This window comes from Streptosporangium sp. H16 (assembly GCF_051918855.1).
Taxonomy (GTDB): Bacteria; Actinomycetota; Actinomycetes; order Streptosporangiales; family Streptosporangiaceae; genus Streptosporangium.
Genome location: NZ_JBPXMD010000007.1, coordinates 285,896 through 305,768, shown reverse-complemented (window position 1 = coordinate 305,768; position 19,873 = coordinate 285,896). Strand labels below are relative to the sequence as shown.

Here is a 19,873-nt window from a genome sequence, read left to right as displayed (position 1 = left end):
GACCTGTGACCGCATTCTCCCCGCGTCGGGGGAGGCCGTCACATCGACCGGGCGGGCGTTCGCGTCATCTCCCCCAGCGGCCCGTCCGTCACGCCGTCCGTCACGCCGTCCGTCACGCCGTCCGTCACGGTGTTCGTCGCATCGTCCGCCGTGTCGTCCGTCACGTCGTCCGCACGCCGTCCGTCAGGCCATCCGGAAATCGGCGAAGTCGAAACCGGGGGACACGACGCAGCTCACCAGCACGCCCTCGGCCCCGGCCGGGCGGGCGGCCTGCCAGGTGCCGCCGGGCAGCACGGCCTGGAGGACCTGCCCCTCCTCCACCAGCGGCCCCAGGGTCACGGTGGAAGGTGGCTGGCCCTCGTGACCGCCGAGGATCAATGTCAGCGGGCCGCCCCGGTGCCAGAACCACACCTCGTCGGAGGCGACCACGTGCGGTCGCGACTCCTCGCCCGGCTCCAGCAGGAAGTAGATGCCTGTGGCGGTGGCCCGCGTGCCGGCGTACCCGGGCGGGGTGAGGTCGACGGAGGTCCTCCAGGTCTCGCGGAACCAGCCGCCCTCGGGGTGCGGCAGCAGGTCAAGGGCCTCGGCGAGCGGAGGGCGCGAAGGGGTCGTCATCGCACCGATTCTAGGGGCCCGGTCCCGGAGGGCGTGCTGTGGGACGGCCGTTGAGGACGGGCCCGGATTTGTCGGCGGGGTTGGCTAGGTTCGGTCCGTGATCGAACGGTGGAACCGGGATCAGGTGCTGGCGCTCGCGCCCGACGCCTCGTCCCAGAAAGCGGCCCGGGGAATCTCCTCTCCCGGCAAGTGGTCGGGGTCCGGGGCCACCGCCGACGCGGTGTGGGGCGAGTGCGCGGGCAGCGGCTCCAAGCCCTACCGGACGTGTGTCGACCTGTCCGAGCCCGCCTACCGGTGCAGCTGCCCCAGCAGGAAGTTCCCGTGCAAGCACGCTCTCGGCCTGCTGCTCCTGTGGTCGGCCGACGGTGTCCCCGCCGCCGGGGAGCCCGCCGACTGGGTGGGCGAGTGGCTCGACGGGCGGCGCGGCCGCGCGGCCAGGGCCGCGGAGGCGGGGACGGCCCGCGCCGCCAAGGCCGCCGAGGCCGGTCCCGCGGACGGCCGCCGGGCAGCGCGGCGCGAGCAGCGGGTGACCGCGGGGCTGTCGGATCTGGAGCGCTGGCTCGCCGACCAGATCAGGCAGGGCATCGCCGGGTCACGGCGCCACGACCTGTGGGACGACCTGGCCAAACGCCTGGTCGACGCCCAGGCTCCCGCCGTCGCGGGCTCGCTGTCCCGCCTCGGCGCCGTGCTGGACGGCGACGACTGGCCCGCCCGCCTGCTCGGCGAGTACGCGCTGCTGCACCTGCTCTGCGTGGCCCACCGCCGGCTTTCCTCCCCGGACGGTGACGGGGCCGGTTCCCAGGGGGCGGACCGCGAAACGGCTCCCGCCGAGCTTCTCGAAAGGGTGCGCGACCGGATCGGCTTCCCGGTGACGAAGGAGGAGGTGCTCGCCCGCGGTGCCGTCCGCGACCGGTGGGACGTGCTGGGACGGCGCGACGAGGAGTACGACCGGCTGATCGCGCGCCGGGTCTGGCTTCGCGGGCGCGCGACGGGCCGGGCGGCCCTGGTGCTCTCCTTCGCCCCGGTCGGGCAGGCCCTCGACGCCTCGCTCGTCACCGGCACGACCATCGACGCCGACCTGGCGTTCTATCCCGGTTCGGCCCCGCTGCGCGCGGTGGTCGCCGCCCGTCACGACCCCGCTTCCCGTGACGCCGCCCAGCACGGTGCCGCTCGTCATGACCCCGTTCCGGACGATCCGGCCGGGGACGAACACCTCGGCGATGACGCCGTCCGGGACGAACCCGCCGGTGACGACGCCGCCCACCGGCATGCCGCCCGTCACCGTGCCGCCCCGGCCGGTCCGCCGCCCGGCTCGACCGTCGAGCAGGCCCTCGACGAGGTGGCCGAGGCCCTGGCCGGTGACCCCTGGCTCGACTCCTGGCCGCTCGTGCTGGCGGGGGTGACTCCCGCGGGGAGCGGTTCGCGGCTCCTGGCCGGGCCCTCCGGCGGGCTGCCGCTCCACCCGTCCGCGGGCACCCCGTGGCGGCTGGTCGCCACCTCCGGCGGTCACCCGCTGACCGTCGCCGTCGAATGGACCCCGAGGGGACTGCGTCCCCTCACGACCTGGGACGAGGAAGGCCGGGTGATCGTCCTGTGAGCACCTCCGCCGAATGGGAGGACCTGGTGTCCGCCGCGCTCGTCGGGACCGACCGGCGCCCCCTGCCCGGTCAGGGGGCGAGCGAGGTCGAGCTGCTCGGGCGCGCGGCCGTGCACACGCTGCGGATGCGCGCCGGGCGGAGGCCGGTCGTCCCGGCCGAGTCGCCTGCCGTCGCGGCCTCCGAGGAGCAGCCCGCGGTCTCGCGCGCCGCGGGCGACAGGCTCGCCCGCATCCTCGGCGGTGAGCAGCCGAGGCTGCTCACCGAGTGGCTGGAGACCGCGGCCGCGCGCGGATACCGCCTCTCGCCGCACCTGCTGCCCGAGCTTCTCGACCACGCGGCCAAGGACCGGTCGATCCGCCCGCACCTCGGGGTCCTGGCCGGAAACCGGGGACGCTGGCTGGCGGGACTGAACCCGGCGTGGGGCTTCCTGCTGGAGGAGGTCACCGGGATCGCCGGCACCGGTGCCGACGGGGCCTCCCAGGTCTGGGAGTTCGGCACCTCCGGTGACCGCCGCGTCCACCTGGGAGCGCTGCGGGCGGCCGACCCGGCGAGGGCGAGGGAGCTGCTCGCCGCCACCTGGGAGAAGGAGACGCCCGACGACCGGGCGGCGTTCCTGGAGGTCCTCGTCACCGGGCTCTCACCCGACGACGAGCCGTTCCTGGAGGCCGCCCTCGACGACCGCCGCCGCGAGGTCCGCCATCGGGCCGCCGACCTGCTCACCCGGCTCCCCGAGTCGCGCCTGGCCCTGCGCATGGCCGAGCGGGCCGCCCGGTACGTCACCGTCGTCGACGGCGAGATCCACGTCGACCCGCCGATGGCCTGCGACAGCGCCCTGGAGCGCGACGGTGTCCGGGCCAAGGCCCCCCGGGGGATCGGCCAGCGGAGCTGGTGGCTGCAGCAGACCGTGGCCCGCACCCCGCTCGGCGTCTGGCCCCGGCTGCTCGGACGGCCGCCCCGCGATCTGGTCCGGATGAAGATCGTCGACTGGGGTCGCGAGGTCATGGCCGGCTGGGTCAGGGCCTCCGTCCTCCAGGCCGATCCGGAGTGGGCGCTGGAGCTTTTCGCCTGGGATCCGCTCGCCGACCTGCTGGCCGCGCTGCCCCGTGACAAGCAGGAGATCGTCGCGGCCGACTTCGTCCGGCGACACGGCCTGGACGGCCAGCTGATCATGGTTCTCGGCGGGGCCGCGGCCCCCTGGGGGCCCACCCTGGCCACGGCCGTCCTCCAGAAGATCATCGATGTTTCCGGGACCCAGCCGTGGAACCTCGGGGAGCTGACCAAGCTCGCCGGTGAACGCATCGACCCCGCCCTGCACGGCATGGCCGGGCGGCTCTCGCCGGAGCCGTCCATCCAGGAGGTCGCCGCCCTCCTGCGTTTCCGTGACGACATGTTGAAGGAGCTCACGTAGTGACAACGGTTCTGCGGGCCCATGCCGAAGACCAGTACGCCGAGGAGCTGGCGATCCTGGCCAAGGGCGACGACCGCCCCCGCCCGCCGGGGTGGAAGCTGTCCCCCTGGGCGGTGACCACCTACGTCCTCGGCGACGGGGACCAGATCAGCCCCAAGTACATCGGGCCGCGGCGCATCGTCGAGGTGGCCGTGGCGACGCTCGCCACCGACCGCGCGCTGCTGCTGCTCGGCGTGCCCGGCACCGCCAAGACCTGGCTGTCCGAGCACCTGGCCGCCGCGATCAGCGGTGACTCCACCCTCCTGGTGCAGGGAACGGCCGGCACCGCCGAGGAGGCCGTCCGCTACGGCTGGAACTACGCCAGGCTGCTGGCCGAGGGCCCGTCCATGGAGGCGCTCACGCCGAGCCCGGTGATGCGGGCGATGGCCGAGGGGCGGCTCGCCCGCGTGGAGGAGCTGACCCGCATGCCCTCCGACGTCCAGGACGCGCTGATCACCGTGCTGTCGGAGAAGACGCTGCCGATCCCCGAGCTCAACCGGGAGGTCCAGGCCGCGCGCGGTTTCAATATCATCGCCACCGCCAACGACCGGGATCGCGGCGTCAACGACCTGTCGAGCGCGCTGCGCCGCCGGTTCAACACCGTCGTGCTTCCGGTTCCCGCCACCGCGGAGGAGGAGGTGGACATCGTCTCCCGGCGGGTCGGCCAGCTCGGCCGCTCCCTGGAGCTGCCCGAGACCCTCACCGGCCTGGAGGAGATCCGCCGCGTCGTCACGGTCTTCAGGGAACTGCGCACCGGCGTCACCGAGGACGGCCGCACCAAGGTCAAGTCCCCCAGCGGAACGCTCAGCACCGCCGAGGCCATCTCCGTCCTCACCAACGGCATCGCCCTGGCCGCGCACTTCGGTGACGGGGTGCTCCGCCCCTCCGACGTGGCGGCCGGCATCGTCGGCGCCGTGATCCAGGACCCGGTCTCCGACCGCGTCGTCTGGCGCGAATACCTGGAGACCGTGGTGCGCGAGCGCCAGGACTGGCGCGACTTCTACCGGGCCTGCCGTGACGCGGGCTGAGGCGACGGCCCCCGGGACGGGCGCGCTTCCGGCCTCCGTGCTTCCGGTCCTTGCGCTCCCGGCTCTCGTGTTTCCGATTCCCGCATTCTCGGCGCCTACGTTCTCGGCGCCCGCGTCGCCGGTGCCGCCGGTGACGGTGGTGACGATGGTTCCCCGGCCGGGCGGGGGGCGCGGATGAGCGTCTCCGTGCTGGGCATCCGGCACCACGGCCCGGGGTCGGCGCGGTCCCTGCGCGACGAGCTCGAACGTCTCAAGCCGGACGTCGTGCTCATCGAGGGTCCGCCCGAGGCCGACGAACTGGTCACGCTGGCCCATGACCCCGATCTCCAGCCGCCGGTCGCGTTGCTCGCCCACGTGCCGGGCGAGCCGTCCACGGCCGCGTTCTGGCCGTTCGCGGTGTTCTCCCCCGAGTGGCAGGCGATCCGCCACGCCGTCGAGGCGGGCGTCCCGGTCCGCTTCTGCGACCTGCCGGCCGTGCACAGCCTCGCCTCCCGTCCCGGCGCGAGCGGTCACGCGGAGCCGGGGGAGACCGGTGACGCCGGACCGGCGCAACCCCGGGAGGGGGAGACGCCGGAAGGCGCCGGGGCGCGGGGACCGGGCGGGATGGTCCCCGGCTCCCCGGGGGAGACGGCCGGTGGCGACACGGGCGGTGACACAGACGGTGACACAGACGGTGAGCCGGACGATGCCGCCCCGGCGGCCGTGCGGATCGATCCGATCGGGGCTCTCGCCCGCGCTGCCGGGTACGACGACCCGGAGCGGTGGTGGGAGGACGCGGTCGAGCACCGTGGCGACACCCCGTTCCACATGATCGCCCAGGCCATGGAGGCCGTCCGCGAGGGGCACGTCGCCGACGAGTACGAGGCGCGGCGCGAGGCCTTCATGCGTCGCACGATCCGCAGGGCGGTCAGGGACGGGTTCGAGCGGATCGCCGTGGTCTGCGGGGCCTGGCACGTCCCCGCGCTGGCGGGCACGGCGCGCGAGGGCGCGCCGTGGGGGGCCGGGCTGCCCACCGTGAAGGCCGACGACGCGCTGCTGCGGGGGCTGCCCAAGGTCAGGGCCGAGATGACCTGGGTGCCGTGGACGTACGGGCGGCTGGCCGCCTGGAGCGGGTACGGCGCGGGAGTGACCTCCCCGGGCTGGTACCACCACCTGTTCGCCTCACCCGACCGGCCGGTCGAGCGGTGGCTGACCGGGGCGGCCGGGGTGCTCCGCGAGGAGGACCTGCCGGTCTCCTCCGCGCACGTCATCGAGGCGGTACGGCTCGCGGAGAGCCTGGCCGTGCTCAGGGGACGGCCGCTGGCCGGGCTGGCGGAGGTCACCGAGGCGGTCAGGGCGGTGCTGTGCGAGGGCGACGACCTGCCGGTGGAGCTGATCCAGCGGCGCATGGTCGTGGGGGAGCGGCTCGGCCAGGTGCCCGACGCCACCCCGATGGTCCCTCTCCAGCGCCACCTGCGCGAGGAGCAGCGGCGGGTGAAACTCAAGCCCGAGGCGCTCGATCGGGAGTACGACCTCGACCTGCGCAAGCCCCTCGACCTGGAGCGCAGCAGGCTGCTGCACCGGTTGCGCCTGATCGGCGTCGACTGGGGCACTCCCCGCGAGAGCAGGGGCAAGGGCACCTTCCGCGAGTCGTGGTCGCTCGCCTGGCGGCCCGAGTTCGACATCGACCTGATCGAGGCGGGTGCCTGGGGCACGACCGTCCCCGCGGCGGCCGCCGCCCGCGTCCGCGACCTCGCCGACGGGGGAGGGCCGTCCGGCCCGGCCACCCGGGGCCGGGCGCCCGGCGGGACGTCCGGTCCTGGAGGAGGCGGTCCTGGAGGAAACGGGCCGGGGACGGCCGGTCCTGGAGGGAGCGGGCCGGGCGGGAGCGGAGGGTCCGGCGGCATGTCCGGCGGCGTCACGCTGGCCGGGCTCACCGGCCTGGTGGAGCGCTGCCTGCTCGCCGACCTGCCGGAGGCGCTGCCGCATGTGCTCGACGCCCTGTCGGCGCGGGCCGCGCTCGACGGTGACGTCACGCACCTGATGGCCGCGCTCCCCGCGATGGTCCGCGCCCAGCGCTACGGCGACGTGCGCGGCACCCCCGCCACCGGCCTGGTCACCATCGTCGAGGCCATGCTCACCAGGATCTGCGTCGGCCTCGGCGGGGCCGTCACCGGTCTCGACGACGACGCCGCCCGCGACGTGATCCGCCACATCGACGCCGTCCACGCCGCCGTCGCCCTGCTCGGCACCGGATCCGTCCGCCCGGACGGTTCCCCTGCCCTCGGCGGTACCGGGGAAATCGACGGTTCCGGGGAAGGGGAAAGGGACGTGTCCGAGGGCGCGGGTGGCTCGCGAGTCCCGGGAGGCCCGGCCGGTTCCGGGGAGGAGACACCGCAGGGCCGGTGGCTGGTGGCGCTGCGCGGTGCCTCCGGCCGCGCCGACCTGCACGGGCTCATCGAGGGACGGCTCACCAGGATCCTGCTGGACGCCGCCGACCTCGACACGGACGAGGTGGGACGGCGGATGTCGCGGGCGATGTCGGCGGGACACCCACCGGCCAGGGCGGCCGCCTGGGTCGAGGGGTTCCTGTCGGGGGGCGGGCTGCTGCTCGTACACGACTCCCGGTTGCTCGGGCTGGTCGACGAGTGGCTCACCGGGCTCGCCCCGGAGACCTTCGTCGACGTGCTGCCCCTGCTCCGCAGGACGTTCGGAGCCTTCGCCGCCCCGGAGCGGCGCTCGATCGGCTCGCGCGTCCGTTCCCTGGGGGCGGGCGCCGGCGGCCCGGCGCCGGACGCGGAGGACTTCGACGAGGAGCGCGCGGCGGCGGCCGTGCGGACCGTGCTGACGATTCTGGGACCGGCGACCGCGGGCCCGGCGATTGCGGGAAGGACGGGCAGCGCCGATGGATGAGAGGCTCCGCCGCTGGCGGATGGTCCTGGGCGGAGACGCGGACGGCACCGGGTGCTCGCTCACCGGGACCGACGCCCAGATGGACGGCGCGCTGGCCGCGCTGTACAACGGCGGCGGTGATGGTGGTGCTTCCGCCGAGCGGAGCGGGGGCCTGGGCGCCTCCGCGCCCAGGGTGGCGCGCTGGCTGGGCGACATCCGCTCCTATTTCCCCTCGACCGTCGTCCAGGTCATGCAGAAGGACGCCGTCGACCGGCTGAACCTGACCCGGTTGCTGATGGAGCCGGAGATGCTGGACGCGGTCGAGCCGGACGTCCACATGGTCGGCACGCTCCTGTCGCTCAACCGCGTGATGCCCGAGAAGGCGCGCGAGTCGGCCAGGGCGCTGGTGCGCAAGGTCGTCTCCGAGCTGGAGCGGAAACTCGTGCAGAAGACGAAGGCCGCCGTGACCGGCGCCCTGGACCGCTCGGCCAGGACCCACCGGCCCAAGCGGGCCGCCGACATCGACTGGGACCGCACGATCCGGGCCAACCTGAAGAACTACCTGCCCGAGCGCAACACCGTGATCCCGTCGAGGCTGGTCGGATACGGCAGGCGGCAGCGGGCCGTCCAGCGCGAGGTCGTGCTCTGCATCGACCAGAGCGGGTCGATGGCCGCCTCCGTCGTCTACTCGAGCGTCTTCGGCGCGGTGCTCGCCTCGATGAGCTCGCTGAGGACCTCGCTGGTCGTCTTCGACACGGCGGTCGTCGACCTCACCGACCAGCTCCACGACCCGGTGGAGCTGCTGTTCGGCACCCAGCTCGGCGGCGGCACCGACATCAACCGGGCCATCGCCTACAGCCAGGGTCTCATCACCCGCCCCAGCGACTCGATCTTCATCCTGATCAGCGACCTCTACGAGGGCGGCGTGCGGGAGGAGATGCTCCGCAGGGTCGCCCAGATGACCGCGGCCGGTGTCCAGGTGATCGTGTTGCTCGCGCTCTCCGACGAGGGCGCGCCCTTCTACGACCACGACAACGCCGCGGCGCTCGCGGCCATGGGGGTGCCGGCCTTCGCCTGCACTCCCGACGCCTTCCCCGACCTGATGGCCGCGGCGATCGAGCGCCGCGACATCGGCCAGTGGGCGGAGCGCCGGCTGGAGCGCGCCGCCACCTGATCCCGTCCCGGCGAGGGCGGCAGGGCCACGGGGGCCTGTCCTCGCCGGGACGCCAGGAAGGGCCGGGTCACCTTCGCGGAGGTCGCGGTGCTCGGGGCGCCGTGAACGGGCGGGCCCTCGGGAGCCCGCCCGTTCGCCGGCGGGTGTCAGTGCGCGACCTCCTGCTCGGTCCGCGCCCGCCGGGGGAGGAGGAAGGCGGTCACGAAGGTGACGGCGAGCAGGCCCACCTCGACCCAGATCGTCAGCAGCATCGCGTCCTCAAGGCCGCGGCCCTGCCCGACCAGGCCGAAGAAGAGCGTCCCGATCGCCGCCGTACCCAGGGCGCCGCCGAGCTGCTGGACGGCGGTGAGGGTGCCGGAGGCGGAGCCGGACTCGTGGGGCTCCACCCCGGCCAGCACGATGTCGAAGAACGGCGCCATGATCAGGCTCATCCCCGCGCCGGTGAGCAGCAGGGCGGGGGCGAGCTGCCAGGGGGTGACGGCCATGCCCGCGACGTTCAGGGTGAGGGCGACCCCCGTGACGCCCCCGGCCATCGCGACCGCGCCGATGTGGATCAGCCTGCGCCCCACCTTCCTGGCCAGCCCCGAGGCGTTGACGAAGCCGAAGCCGACCAGGGTGCCGATGGCGTTCGGCAGGCCCGCGAGCCCCGCCTTCAACGGGTCGTAGCCCAGGGCGATCTGGGTGTAGAGGCCGAACACCAGGGAGAAGCCGACCATCCCGGAGAAGAAGACGAGGCCGGTGATCAGGCCGCCGGTGAAGGAGCGCTTGCGGAACAGGCTCATCACCACCAGCGGGTCGCCGCCCGCGCGCTCCTTGCGGGACTGGTGCAGGCAGAAGAGCGCGAAGACCGGGATCGAGGCGGCCATCAGGGCGAAGGTCCACGCGGGCCAGTCGAGGTCGCGGCCCTGGACCAGGGGGAAGATCAGCAGGAAGGAGGCGGCCGAGATGAGCCCGGTGCCGGTCAGGTCCAGGCGCGAGGCGTGCGAGGGTTTCGACGCGGGCAGGTAGCGGAGCGCGCCGAGGAGGGCGATCAGGCCGACCGGCAGGTTGATCAGGAAGATCATGCGCCATCCGGTGCCGAAGAGGTCGACATCGACGAGCCAGCCCGCGAGGACGGGGCCCGCCACCGTGGACAGCGCCATGACCGGGCCGAACGCGCCGAACGCGGCGGCCAGCTCTTTGGGCGGGAAGACCTCCTTGATGATGCCGAGGCCCTGCGGCACCATCACCGCCCCGGCCAGGCCCTGCAGCACCCGCGCGCCGATCAGCATCTCGGGGGAGGTGGCCAGGCCGCACAGCAGCGAGAACAGGGTGAAGCCGAGGGCGCCGGCCACGAACATGCGCCTGCGCCCGTAGAGGTCGCCGAGGCGGCCCCCGGTGACCAGGCCGATGGCCATCGCCAGGGTGTATCCGGCGCTGAGCCATTGGATCATGCTCGACGAGCCGCCCAGCTCCTTCTGGATGGACGGCGCCGCGATGATCGTGATCATGGCGTCCATCAGGTCCATCACCTCCGCGGCCAGAACCACGAAGAGGGCGGGCCGGCGCCATCGGTACGGCTCCGCGCCGGTGGGCGAGGAGCCGGTCTCGACCGTGTGTGCCATGGGGGATCCGATCTGGGGATTCGATGGTCGGAGAACGGTGTTCGTTAGCTACGAACACTGTTTTATAAACGAACGATGTTTGCGTCAAGTACATCGTTCGCAGTAAACGAACGATGTTCGTTGAAAGTACGGTGTTCGCGACCGTGATCCTCCGCGGTATAGGATCGGCGCGTGACCGAGATCCCCGTCCCGCCGTGGCGCAAGACTCGCAAGGTGAGCGCTCCGCGAACCGTCCTGAGCAGGGATCTCATCGTCGCCACCGGGCTGCGCCTCATCGACGCCGAGGGGCTGGACGCGCTGAGCATGCGCCGCGTCGCCCAGGAGCTCGGCACCGGTCCCGCCTCCCTCTACGCCCACGTGGCGAACAAGGAGGAGCTGCTCGACCTGATGTACGACGAGGTCGTGGGCGAGATCCACGTGCCCGAGCCCGAGCCGGAGCGCTGGCTGGAGCAGCTCAGGGAGATGGTCCTCGACGCCTTCCGGGTGTTCAGCGCCCACGCCGACATCGCCAGGGTCGGCCTGGCGGGCATCCCGACCGGGCCCAACGCGCTACGGGTGGCCGAGGGGCAGCTGGCCGTCATGCTCGCGGGCGGCGTGCCGCCCAGGGCCGCCGCCCTGATGATCGACCGCCTCGGTCTGTACGTCTGCTCGGACGCCTACGAGGGCTCGCTCTACGTCACCCGGCAGCGCGGCAGCGGCAAGGACCTGGCGAGCTTCCTGGGTGAATTCTTCGGTCAGATCGCCACGTTCTACCGCAGCCTGCCCGCCGACCGGTTCCCCAACATCGTCGCCCAGGTCGACACTTTGATGGCGGCCAACGGCACCGAGCGGTTCGAGTTCGGGCTCGACCTGCTCCTGCGGGGCCTGGTCTCCCACGTCCGGGACGCCGGTCCTACGACCAAGGGCTGATCCGAAAGCCTGATGCGTGCCACCGCGCGCCGGCCGTACCGTCGACCCCATGACTACCGTGATGACCGAAGAGCCTCCTGCCGGGATATTCGCCCGGAGTCACCGCGCCCTGACGGTCGGGATGGTGGCCCTCATCTCCCTGGCCGCCTTCGAGTACCTCGCGGTGGCCACCGCCATGCCGGTCGTGGCCGACGAGCTGGACGGTCACGCGTTGTACGGGCTGGCGTTCAGCGGGGCGCTCGCGGCCGGGGTGGTCGCGACGGTGCTGGGCGGGTGGTGGGGCGACCGCGGGGGGCCGGTCGCGCCGCTGTGGACCGGGGTGGTGGTCTTCGCCGCCGGGCTGGTCGTCGCCGGGGTGGCGCCGACGATGGACGTGTTCGTCGCGGGCCGGTTCGTCCAGGGCTTCGGCGCGGGCATGTTGCAGGTCTCGATGTACGTGCTGGTCTCGCGGTCCTATCCGGCGGATCTTCACCCCCGGGTATTCTCGATCTTCGCGACCGCCTGGGTGGTGCCCTCCATGGTGGGGCCCGCGATCACCGGTGTCGTGGTGGAGAACGCGGGCTGGCGCTGGGTCTTCATCGGAGTGACGGCGATCCTCCTCCCGGCGGCCCTGCTGCTCTGGCGCGGGCTGGCCTCCGCGCCGATGACGGAACCGGTGACGGAGCCGGTGACGAGGCCGGTGACGGAGCAGGGGCCGGTGTCGGGGGCGATGCCGGAGCGGCCGTCCGGCGCCCGTTCCTCGATCGCGCGCCGGCTGGGCTGGGCGCTGCTCGTCGCGGCCGGAGCGGCGCTCATGCAGTACGGCGCGTCGGCACTCACGCGGTCCGGCGGCGCGGCGCCCGGCACCGGGTTCGTCCTGCTCGCCGCCGGGCTGGCCATGCTGGTCGCGGCGCTGCCCCGGCTGCTCCCCCCGGGAACCCTGCGCGCGGCCCGCGGCCTGCCCGCGGTGATCTCCCTGCGGGGGATCGCGGCGGGCGCGGCCATCGGCGGCGAGGCGTTCCTGCCGCTGATGCTCAACGAGGAGCGCGGCCTGTCGCTGACCATGGCCGGGCTCACCCTGACCGGTGGCGCGCTGAGCTGGTCGTTCGGCTCCTGGGTGGTGGGCCGCAAGCGGTTCGACCGGGTCCTGGTGCTGCGCTCCGGCTCGGTGCTGATCGCCGTGGGCCTCGCGTTGATGGGCCTGGCCGTCTTCGCCGCCGTCCCGGTCGCCACCGCCTTTTTTGGTGAGATCCTGCTGGGGCTCGGCATGGGCATCGTGTACCCGACGCTGTCGGTGCTCATCCTGGAGCTGTCGCCCCCGGGCGAGGAGGGGGAGAACAGCGCGTCGCTCGGCGTCGCCGAGTCGGTCTACACGGTCGTCGCGGTAGCGATAACCGGAGCGCTCCTGGCGGCCCTGGGCGCCGACGTCGCCGTCTACGTGCTCTGCTTCGGGCTGACGGCGCTGATGGCGGCCACCGGAGCCCTGGTCTCCGGCCGCGTCCTTCCCCGGGGCTGACCTCGGGCTGACCTGGCGTGGGCTGGCCTCGGGCTGACCCGGGCTGGCCTGGGCTGGCCTGGGCTGGGCTGGGCTGGCCTCGGGCTGGGCTGGCCCCGGGGCTGAGTCCACCCCGTTCTTCCACCCCTCCGACGCTCAAGCCCTCCGAGCCCCGAGCCCCGGGCTCCAGGTCCCAAGCCCTTCGAGCCGGAATGGCCGGAAGCACCGGGAGCGCCGGGAGCACCGGAAGCCCCGGACCGGATTCCCCCTCCACGCCGGAGGCGTTCCCACGTCACCGTGGCACCATGGGAAGAACGCCGTTCTTCGCGGTGTTGAGGGGGGAGTCCCGCCTCCGGGCGGGATTCGCGTTTCCAGAGCCCGGGTCCTCCGAGCCTGGGAAGTCGTCGGAGCCCGGAGTCGTCCGGGCTCGGAGAGGTCCAGGGGGGTCCATGCCGCGCGTCCGTGAGCTTGAGGTGTTTCGGCTGGTCCTGCCGTACGGCAGGCGGCCGGAGAGCATCCTCGTCCGGCTCACCGACTACGGCGGCATGACCGGGTGGGGAGAGGTCGTCGACGCCGACCCCAAGACCTGGGTCGCGTTGGAGGAGGGGCTCGCCCAGGCGCTGATCGGCGTCGACTGGGAGCATCCCGACGAGCTGGGGGCCGTCCCCGGGGGGTCCGCCGCCGACATGGCCTGCTGGGACCTGTGGACGAAGATGCGCGGGGTGCCGCTGGCCCACGCGCTCGGCGGCACCCGCACCTCCCTCATGGCCACCGTCAGGATCGGCGCCGACCGCAACCTGGAGAGCCTGGTCGCGAGGGTGAACCGGCACGTCTGCGCCGGGTACGCCCACGTCACCCTGGACGTCCACCCCGGCTGGGACATCGAGCCGCTGCGCGCCGTCCGCCGGGCGTATCCCGCGCTGGGCATCGGCGTGGACGCCCGCGGCGCCTACACCGACGTCGACGCCCTCGAGGCGCTGGACGCCTACACGCTCTCCGTCATCGAACGCCCCTTCACCGGTCTCGCGAGTCTCGGCGACCACGCCGACCTGCAGGAGCGCGTCGCCGCCCCGGTGCTGCTCGAGGTCGCCTCGGCCGCCGAACTGGACGAGGCGATCACCGCGAGGGCGGGCCGGGCGCTGCTGCTCCGTCCCGCGGCCTTGGGCTCCCTGCGCGAGGTGCGGCGGGTGCACGACCGCGCGGTACGCGCCGGATGGGAGATCGCCTGCGCCGGGGGCAAGGGCACCGGGCTGGCCCGCGCGGCCACCGTCGCCGCGGCCAGCCTGCCCGGCTGCGGCCTGCCCTGCGACGTGGCCGAGCCGCCGCGCAGCGCGCAGATCGTCGACCCGCCGGTCGGCGCCTCGGGCGGTGTGGTGGCGGTGCCGCTCACCCAGGCGGGCCTCGGTCACCGCATCGACGAGGACCGGGTCCGCCGCCTGTCCAAGGAGTCGTACTCGGTCTAGGTCGTTTCGTTCGGATCACGCTTTGCCGCACGCCGGGTACGTGGTAACGGAAGAGGTCCTGCGGTCCCGGGCCGATATGCCGAGCTAGCTAAAGTGGCCGCCATGAGTGATCATTCCAGACTTCAGGCCATATCGCCGGTGCTGCTCAGCGTGGGTGGTGGCGACTGGCTGCCTGTCACCGCGGGCGAGTCGGGAGCCGCTGTCTTTCGCAACGCGGACGCCACCCGGTATGCCAAGTGCGTGCCTGCTGCGGATGCAGCCGACCTGAAGGCCGAGCGTGACCGGGTCGCATGGCTGAATGATCAGGGTGTACCTGGTCCCCGAGTGCTCGACTGGCACTCCGGTGACGTGGGCGCTTGCCTGATGACCAGTGCCGTTTCCGGCATATCTGCTGATCAGGTGCCCGCTGAGGACCTACGGGTCGCCTGGGAACGCATCGCAGACGCGGTCCGCCGACTGCACGAGGTGCCGGTGCCGCAGTGCCCATTCCGCCGGGACCTGGACACTATGGTCGCCGTGGCGCGCGGCGTCGTGGCCCGTGACGCCGTCAACCCGGAGTTTCTCCCCGTCGAGCAGCGGCACGCGCCCCCTGGGGAGCTACTGGACCGCCTCACCCGGCAGGTGCCACGGCGACGGGAGCAGGAGGCCGCCGACACGGTCGTCTGCCACGGGGACCTGTGCCTGCCTAACATCATCCTCGATCCGCGGACCCTGGACGTGTCAGGATTCATCGACCTGGGCCGCCTCGGACGGGCCGACCGCTACGCGGACTTGGCGCTGCTGCTCGCCAACGCGCGAGAGACATGGAAAGACGAGGAGTGGGGGCGGGCCGCGGACATGGCGTTCGCCGAGAGGTACGGTATCGCCCTGGACCACGAGCGCCTGCGCTTTTACCTCCATCTCGACCCGCTCACCTGGGGCTAATCAATCGCATCGATCACCTGCCGGTGGTCCCTCCACCGGCCGCCTCGCTTCGGCGTCCGGTCCGGAAGCAACGGCTCAATCCGCGCCCACTGCGCGTCAGTCAACGGCACACCCGGACCAACGACCGGCTGATCCAAACGAAACTGCCTAGCCCGCGGCCCGCGCGGGGAGCCGGCCCGGCCGCTCGGTCGCACCCTGGCCTGCCCGCCGCCGGCCGGAGGCGAGCGGAAGGCGAACGGGGAGACGATTGGGAGACAGGGCCCCGCTCAGCCGCAGCCCTCGGTGATGCCCTTGGGAGAGGTCGGATCGGGCTTCGCCGTGGTGCTCGTCCCGGGGCGGGGGGTGCGGGTGGGTCCTCGCTCAGCCGCAGCCTTCGGCGTGGCGGTGGGGGCCGCGGTGGCGGTGAGGGGGCGCCGGGTGACGGCCGAGGCGCGCAGGGCCTTGGCGGTGACCGTGCGGATCTTGCTCCAGTCTGGGTAGCCGGTGTTGATCAGCGGTGGGACGAACTGGACGCTGGTCACCTTCGCGTTCTTGACCTTCAGCGCCAGCGGGACCAGGTGCTCCAGCATCGGGCGCGGGATGTCGGTCCGCAGCAGTTCCTTGGTGGCCAGCGCGACCTGGTTGAAGCGGGACAGCACGGTCGCCGGGTCCGACTGGGAGAGCAGGGCGCCCAGCACGCAGCGCTGGCGTCCCATCCGGGTGTAGTCGTCGCTGTTGGTGCGCGAGCGGGCGAACCACATCGCGTCGGCGCCGCGCAGCTTGCGGGTTCCGGCCTTGACCAGGCCCTCGTCGTACTTGCCGAAGACCACGTCCTGGGGAACGGTCAGCGTCACGCCCCCGATGGCGTCGATCAGCCGGGCGAAGCCCCACATGTTGACGAGGGCGTACCAGTCGATCTTCAGGCCCAGCGTGTAGCCGACCGTGTCGATGAGCGTCTTGGTGCCCTGGCCCTTGCGGCCCCCGAAGATCTCGGGGTGGGAGTCGGCGTACTCCCAGACCGCGAAGAGCAGGTCCTCGCGCGAGCCGTCGGGGTTGGCCGGGAGCCGGAACCCCTCGGGGAAGCGTTTCGCCATGGGGGAGCCGGGCACGAAGCGGACGTTCTCCAGGTTGCGCGGCAGGCTGAGCAGCACGGTGTTGCCGGTCTTGACGTCCACGCTGGCCACGTTGATGCTGTCGGTCCGCACGCCCACCCGGTGGGTGTCGGCGTCGCCGCCGAGCAGCAGGATGTTCACCCGGCTGCGGCCCGCCCACGGGTCGTCCTCGCCGCCCCTGCCTCCGTCGCTCGCGGGGCGTGGCGTGGACGGGGCGTTGAAGACGTCGTCCAGTGCCGACTGCGAGACCGCCGTGTACTGCCCGACCAGGCCGAACGGCAGGAGCACGGCCACCGCGAGCGTTCCCGCCACGCCTCCGGCGATCGCCTGTCCCACGCCGGGCAGCGTGCCTGGGTTCATCACGACGAACGAGTGCACGACCAGCGCGAACCAGGCGGCGCCGAGCGCCAGGGAGACGACCACGGTGACGTTGGTCAGCGTGGAGGAGGCGGCCAGCCGCCCGGCGATCCCGCCGAGGTCGGAGGTGAGCGCCACCCAGAGCAGGGCCAGCAGCAGCGCCGTGTACGTGCACAGGATCGCCAGCCCCGTCCTGCGCCATCCGGCGCGCAGGTGCGCGGCGCCCGGGACGATGGCGGCCAGTGCCGTCCAGCCGATGACCGTGCCGACTCCGGGCGGCTTTGATCTGTCCCGCAACTGCTCCCCGTTTCCTCGCGCTTGACCGCCGCAGGGAGATGGTAGGCGGGCGAAACCAGGTCGCGGGCGACAAGTCGGTGAACAACTCGGGAAGCTAATGCTCCTATATCGCGTCATTTCTACAGCAATAAGAATCGATCATGGTTTTCGCTGGGATCGAATCACGGCGTCGCCACGCTTCACGGTGTCGCCACGCTGAATCCCGGCCGGGATTCGCGGCCGGTCACACCGACTCAAGCTCGCCGTGGGTGTCACGGCCTTCCGGGGAAACGTCTCCAGGATCTTCCTCGCGGGATCTTCCGTCGCCTTCCCCGGGGGTCCGTGTAGTCGGACAATCCGTGCGAACTACCCTGGCCGTCATGCCCGACGTTCTCGGTCCCGACTACGAGCTCACGGTCCTGCCGATGGCCGATGACGACGAGGGGGCGGTGGTGGCCTCGCTGGTGCGGCGGCGTGCCGCCGAGCCCGCCCGCGGAGCCGTGCTCTACCTGCACGGCTTCACCGACTACTTCTTCCAGACCCACCTGGCCGACCACTTTGTCGCCAGGGGATTCGACTTCTACGGGCTCGACCTGCGCAAGTACGGCCGCTCGCTGCTGCCGCACCAGACCCGCGGGTTCGTGCGCAGCCTCACCGAGTACTTCCCGGAGATCGACGAGGCGGTACGGATCATCCGCGAGCGCGACGGACACGATCACGTCGTCCTCAACGCCCACTCCACCGGGGGCCTGATCGCCCCGCTGTGGGCCGACCGGGTCCGCGGCCGGGGGCTGGTCCAGGCGCTGGTGCTCAACAGCCCCTTCCTCGACCTCAACGTCCCCGCCCCCGTGCGGGTCGCCGCGGACCTGCTGCGGGTGCAGCTGTCCAGGCTGCCCACCCGCACCGTCCTGCCCATGGTGACCGCCACCGCGTACGGCACGAGCCTGCACCGCAGCCACCACGGCGAGTGGGACTTCGACCTGGAGTGGAAGCCCATCGGCGGGTTCCCGGTGCACGCGGCCTGGATCGGGGCGATCCGCCGGGCGCAGCGCAGGCTGCACGACGGCCTCCGGGTGGACGTGCCGGTGCTGGTGCTCTGCGCGGAGAAGGGCCTGCGGCTGCGCGCCTTCGTGCCGAAGGCGCAGGAGGCGGACGTCGTGCTCGACCCCCGGCTGATCGCCCGCTGGTCGACCAGCATCGGCTCGCACGTGACGTGCGTTCGCGTGCCGGGCGGCATACACGACCTGGTGCTGTCACCCGAGCCGGTCCGCAAGCGCGTCTTCGCCGAGATGGACCGCTGGCTCGACGGCTGCCCCTGACGGTCACGAGGACCTGACACCGCCTTCGGCCGTCGTGGCCTGCGCCGGGCCTGCATCGGGCCTGCGTCGCGGCCTGCCAGGGGACGCGGGGGGCGAGGGACGCCGCGACCCCACCGGGGAAAGCCCTACCAGGGAAACGAGAACAGGCCGTAGTAGGCCGCGGCCACCAGCAGCAGGCCGGTGCTGCCCAGCACCCCGGCCACCGCGAAGCTCTGCGGGCGGGAGGGCTGCCAGCCCTCCCGCAGGCCCGACACGACGGCCGCCACGCCCGTGACCTCCTGCAACAGCATCAGCAGCGCCAGGATCCTGATGACCAGCCACCCGGCGAGCACCGCGGGCCACGCCCCGGCCTGGTTGACCGAGAACAGCACGAGCAGCGTGATGAACGCCACCACCGAGACGAGCAGCCCGACCCCGGTCCACGCCATCCGGCGGAACCGCCGCCGCATCGGCGGCCAGATCAGGACGCCGGCCTCCGCGGCCGCCGCCCGGCCGCGCAGCCGCGCGGCCATCTCCGCCACCGGTCCGACCACGTAACCGACCACGGCCAGGCAGAGCGTCAGGCCGATCACCGTACCCCCGGCGTACCAGGGAGCGGCCGGGACGTCGCTCGCCTCCAGGCGCTGGACCGGCGTGGCACCGGCGATGTGCACCGACGGCGTGGCCGTGCCCGGCAGGCCCAGCACCCAGTTGGCCAGCGTCCGAAGGTAGTCGGGGACGAGAGGGCCGCCGTGGAAGCGCATGCCGTGGTCGGCGCGGTCGAGGTAGCGGATCGTGTAGGCGCCGTTGCCGCCCTCGGCGAGCGCACCGGTCAGCGCCTTGCTGCTCTCCACGAACGGGATCGAGGGATCGCGCGTGCCGTACAGGGCCAGGACCGGCTGCCGCAGCTCGCGCAGCGCGGGCAGGCCGTCGTAGCGCAGGAAGTCCGCGTCCACGGCGCCGATCGCGCGGATGAGAAGCTCGCGGACCCCGCTGGGCGCGTACAGCCGCTGGAGCTGCTCGCCCAGCGCCCACGTCACCTGCCGCATGGGGGAGACGTTGGGGGCCGACACCAGCACGGTGAACCCGACGGCGCCGCTCTCGTTGGCGGCGAGGGGCACCACCCAGCTCCCCTCGCTCACCCCCCAGAGTCCCACCCTGGCCGGGTCGACGTCCTCGCGCGAGCGCAGCTCCTTCAGGACGCGCAGGGCGTCGCGGGCGAGGAGGCCGAAGTCGCGCTTCATGAAGTCGTAGCCCACGGTCCGCTTGTCGTAGACGAGGGTGACGATCCCGGCCCTGGCCAGCCACTCGGCCTGGGTGGTGAACTCGCCCCTGACCCCGGGGCCCGCCCCCTGCACGAAGACCAGCGCCGGGTGCCGCCCCGGTGCCATCGGCGCGCGGATGGTCGCTCCCAGCAACGTGCCGTCCTCGGCCGTGACGGTGACGTCCTGCGTGGTGATCTGCCTGTCCGCGGCGACGTACCGGAGCTCGGACGGCGGCTGGGGCGGAAGGGCCTGGAAGACCGGGTCGACGTGCAGGGGGGTCGGGTCGAACGGCGGCGGCAGGGTGTAGCCCACCGTCGCGAGAACCACCAGGATCAGGCCGGAGGCGACGCTCAGAACACCGCGGCCCACCTGGACACCCACGCGATCCCCGATGGTCACTCGCCTCCGCGATCGTCGTTGTTCCGGTATCGTTCCATCCGATCTTCAAGCGTACTCATCACCGGAAGCCCCCACCAGAG

General features: G+C 72.9%; 16 protein-coding genes. 10 read left to right on the top strand and 6 right to left on the bottom strand.

The annotated features are described in order from the left end of the window. Positions 1-38: 38 nt before the first annotated feature. Together ACTOQ2_RS15030 and ACTOQ2_RS15025 are read right to left on the bottom strand one after the other, a co-directional pair. The gene (locus ACTOQ2_RS15030; protein WP_440100185.1) at positions 39-164 is read right to left on the bottom strand and encodes a hypothetical protein; all 126 of its coding nucleotides are present in this window, start codon (positions 162-164) and stop codon (positions 39-41) included. Between the two features lie 19 nt (positions 165-183). Then, on the bottom strand, positions 184-615 hold the full coding sequence (locus ACTOQ2_RS15025; RefSeq protein WP_440100184.1) for a cupin domain-containing protein: 432 nt from the start codon (positions 613-615) through the stop codon (positions 184-186). Positions 616-712: 97 nt separating this feature from the next. On the opposite strand from ACTOQ2_RS15025, the gene ACTOQ2_RS15020 reads away from it, so the two are divergent. The 5 genes from ACTOQ2_RS15020 to ACTOQ2_RS15000 all read left to right on the top strand — a co-directional run bounded on the left by ACTOQ2_RS15020 (position 713) and on the right by ACTOQ2_RS15000 (position 8,733). Beyond that, a complete protein-coding gene (locus tag ACTOQ2_RS15020) occupies positions 713-2,212 on the top strand; it encodes an SWIM zinc finger family protein (RefSeq protein WP_440100183.1) in 1,500 nt (499 codons plus the stop codon). Next, positions 2,209-3,621: a DUF5691 domain-containing protein gene (locus ACTOQ2_RS15015; RefSeq protein ID WP_440100182.1), complete on the top strand. Its 1,413-nt coding sequence runs from the start codon at positions 2,209-2,211 to the stop codon at positions 3,619-3,621. The genes ACTOQ2_RS15020 and ACTOQ2_RS15015 overlap by 4 nt, the downstream gene beginning before the upstream one ends. Next, complete coding sequence (locus ACTOQ2_RS15010; protein ID WP_440100181.1) at positions 3,621-4,688, top strand: ATP-binding protein; 1,068 nt, start codon at positions 3,621-3,623, stop codon at positions 4,686-4,688. The genes ACTOQ2_RS15015 and ACTOQ2_RS15010 overlap by 1 nt, the downstream gene beginning before the upstream one ends. Before the next feature lie 174 nt (positions 4,689-4,862). Next, positions 4,863-7,580 carry a DUF5682 family protein gene (locus ACTOQ2_RS15005; RefSeq protein WP_440100180.1) on the top strand — a complete coding sequence of 906 codons (2,718 nt, stop codon included), beginning with the start codon at positions 4,863-4,865 and terminating at the stop codon, positions 7,578-7,580. After that, entirely contained in the window at positions 7,573-8,733 is a 1,161-nt protein-coding gene (locus tag ACTOQ2_RS15000; RefSeq protein WP_440100179.1) for a VWA domain-containing protein, read from the top strand. The genes ACTOQ2_RS15005 and ACTOQ2_RS15000 overlap by 8 nt, the downstream gene beginning before the upstream one ends. Positions 8,734-8,879: 146 nt before the next feature. Here ACTOQ2_RS15000 and ACTOQ2_RS14995 read toward each other — a convergent pair whose 3' ends face one another. Beyond that, a complete protein-coding gene (locus tag ACTOQ2_RS14995; RefSeq protein WP_440100178.1) occupies positions 8,880-10,337 on the bottom strand; it encodes an MFS transporter in 1,458 nt (485 codons plus the stop codon). Positions 10,338-10,508: 171 nt separating this feature from the next. On the opposite strand from ACTOQ2_RS14995, the gene ACTOQ2_RS14990 reads away from it, so the two are divergent. From ACTOQ2_RS14990 to ACTOQ2_RS14975, 4 genes are all read left to right on the top strand, one after another. Next, entirely contained in the window at positions 10,509-11,246 is a 738-nt protein-coding gene (locus ACTOQ2_RS14990) for a TetR/AcrR family transcriptional regulator (protein ID WP_440100177.1), read from the top strand. Positions 11,247-11,295: 49 nt separating this feature from the next. After that, positions 11,296-12,741, top strand: coding sequence for an MFS transporter (locus ACTOQ2_RS14985; RefSeq protein ID WP_440100176.1), 1,446 nt, complete (start codon positions 11,296-11,298; stop codon positions 12,739-12,741). A 428-nt stretch (positions 12,742-13,169) separates the two neighbouring features. Beyond that, positions 13,170-14,183 carry an enolase C-terminal domain-like protein gene (locus tag ACTOQ2_RS14980; RefSeq protein ID WP_362846451.1) on the top strand — a complete coding sequence of 338 codons (1,014 nt, stop codon included), beginning with the start codon at positions 13,170-13,172 and terminating at the stop codon, positions 14,181-14,183. A 102-nt stretch (positions 14,184-14,285) separates the two neighbouring features. Further along, entirely contained in the window at positions 14,286-15,107 is an 822-nt protein-coding gene (locus tag ACTOQ2_RS14975; RefSeq protein WP_440100175.1) for an APH(3'') family aminoglycoside O-phosphotransferase, read from the top strand. Here ACTOQ2_RS14975 and ACTOQ2_RS14970 read toward each other — a convergent pair. Next, on the bottom strand, positions 15,104-15,217 hold the full coding sequence (locus tag ACTOQ2_RS14970; protein WP_440100221.1) for a transposase: 114 nt from the start codon (positions 15,215-15,217) through the stop codon (positions 15,104-15,106). The two genes, ACTOQ2_RS14975 and ACTOQ2_RS14970, sit on opposite strands and share 4 nt — an antisense overlap. Positions 15,218-15,373: 156 nt before the next feature. Next, positions 15,374-16,852 carry an LCP family protein gene (locus ACTOQ2_RS14965; RefSeq protein ID WP_440063992.1) on the bottom strand — a complete coding sequence of 493 codons (1,479 nt, stop codon included), beginning with the start codon at positions 16,850-16,852 and terminating at the stop codon, positions 15,374-15,376. 359 nt (positions 16,853-17,211) lie between these two features. Between ACTOQ2_RS14965 and ACTOQ2_RS14960 the strand changes: the two genes are divergently transcribed. After that, the gene (locus ACTOQ2_RS14960) at positions 17,212-18,150 is read left to right on the top strand and encodes an alpha/beta hydrolase (RefSeq protein ID WP_440100174.1); all 939 of its coding nucleotides are present in this window, start codon (positions 17,212-17,214) and stop codon (positions 18,148-18,150) included. A gap of 125 nt (positions 18,151-18,275) precedes the next feature. On the opposite strand, the gene ACTOQ2_RS14955 is transcribed toward ACTOQ2_RS14960, so the two are convergent. Next, positions 18,276-19,793, bottom strand: a complete 1,518-nt coding sequence (locus ACTOQ2_RS14955) for an alpha/beta hydrolase family protein (protein ID WP_440100172.1) — start codon at positions 19,791-19,793, stop codon at positions 18,276-18,278. Positions 19,794-19,873 lie beyond the last annotated feature (80 nt).

Excerpts from the sequence above, each read along its gene's own strand:
- ACTOQ2_RS14960 (WP_440100174.1), top strand. The coding sequence starts at position 17,212 with ATGCCCGACGTTCTCGGTCCCGACTACGAGCTCACGGTCCTGCCGATG.
- ACTOQ2_RS14985 (WP_440100176.1), top strand. The coding sequence starts at position 11,296 with ATGACTACCGTGATGACCGAAGAGCCTCCTGCCGGGATATTCGCCCGG.
- ACTOQ2_RS15005 (WP_440100180.1), top strand. The coding sequence starts at position 4,863 with ATGAGCGTCTCCGTGCTGGGCATCCGGCACCACGGCCCGGGGTCGGCG.
- ACTOQ2_RS14995 (WP_440100178.1), bottom strand. The coding sequence starts at position 10,337 with ATGGCACACACGGTCGAGACCGGCTCCTCGCCCACCGGCGCGGAGCCG.
- ACTOQ2_RS15000 (WP_440100179.1), top strand. The coding sequence starts at position 7,573 with ATGGATGAGAGGCTCCGCCGCTGGCGGATGGTCCTGGGCGGAGACGCG.
- ACTOQ2_RS15025 (WP_440100184.1), bottom strand. The coding sequence starts at position 615 with ATGACGACCCCTTCGCGCCCTCCGCTCGCCGAGGCCCTTGACCTGCTG.
- ACTOQ2_RS14975 (WP_440100175.1), top strand. The coding sequence starts at position 14,286 with ATGAGTGATCATTCCAGACTTCAGGCCATATCGCCGGTGCTGCTCAGC.
- ACTOQ2_RS14980 (WP_362846451.1), top strand. The coding sequence starts at position 13,170 with ATGCCGCGCGTCCGTGAGCTTGAGGTGTTTCGGCTGGTCCTGCCGTAC.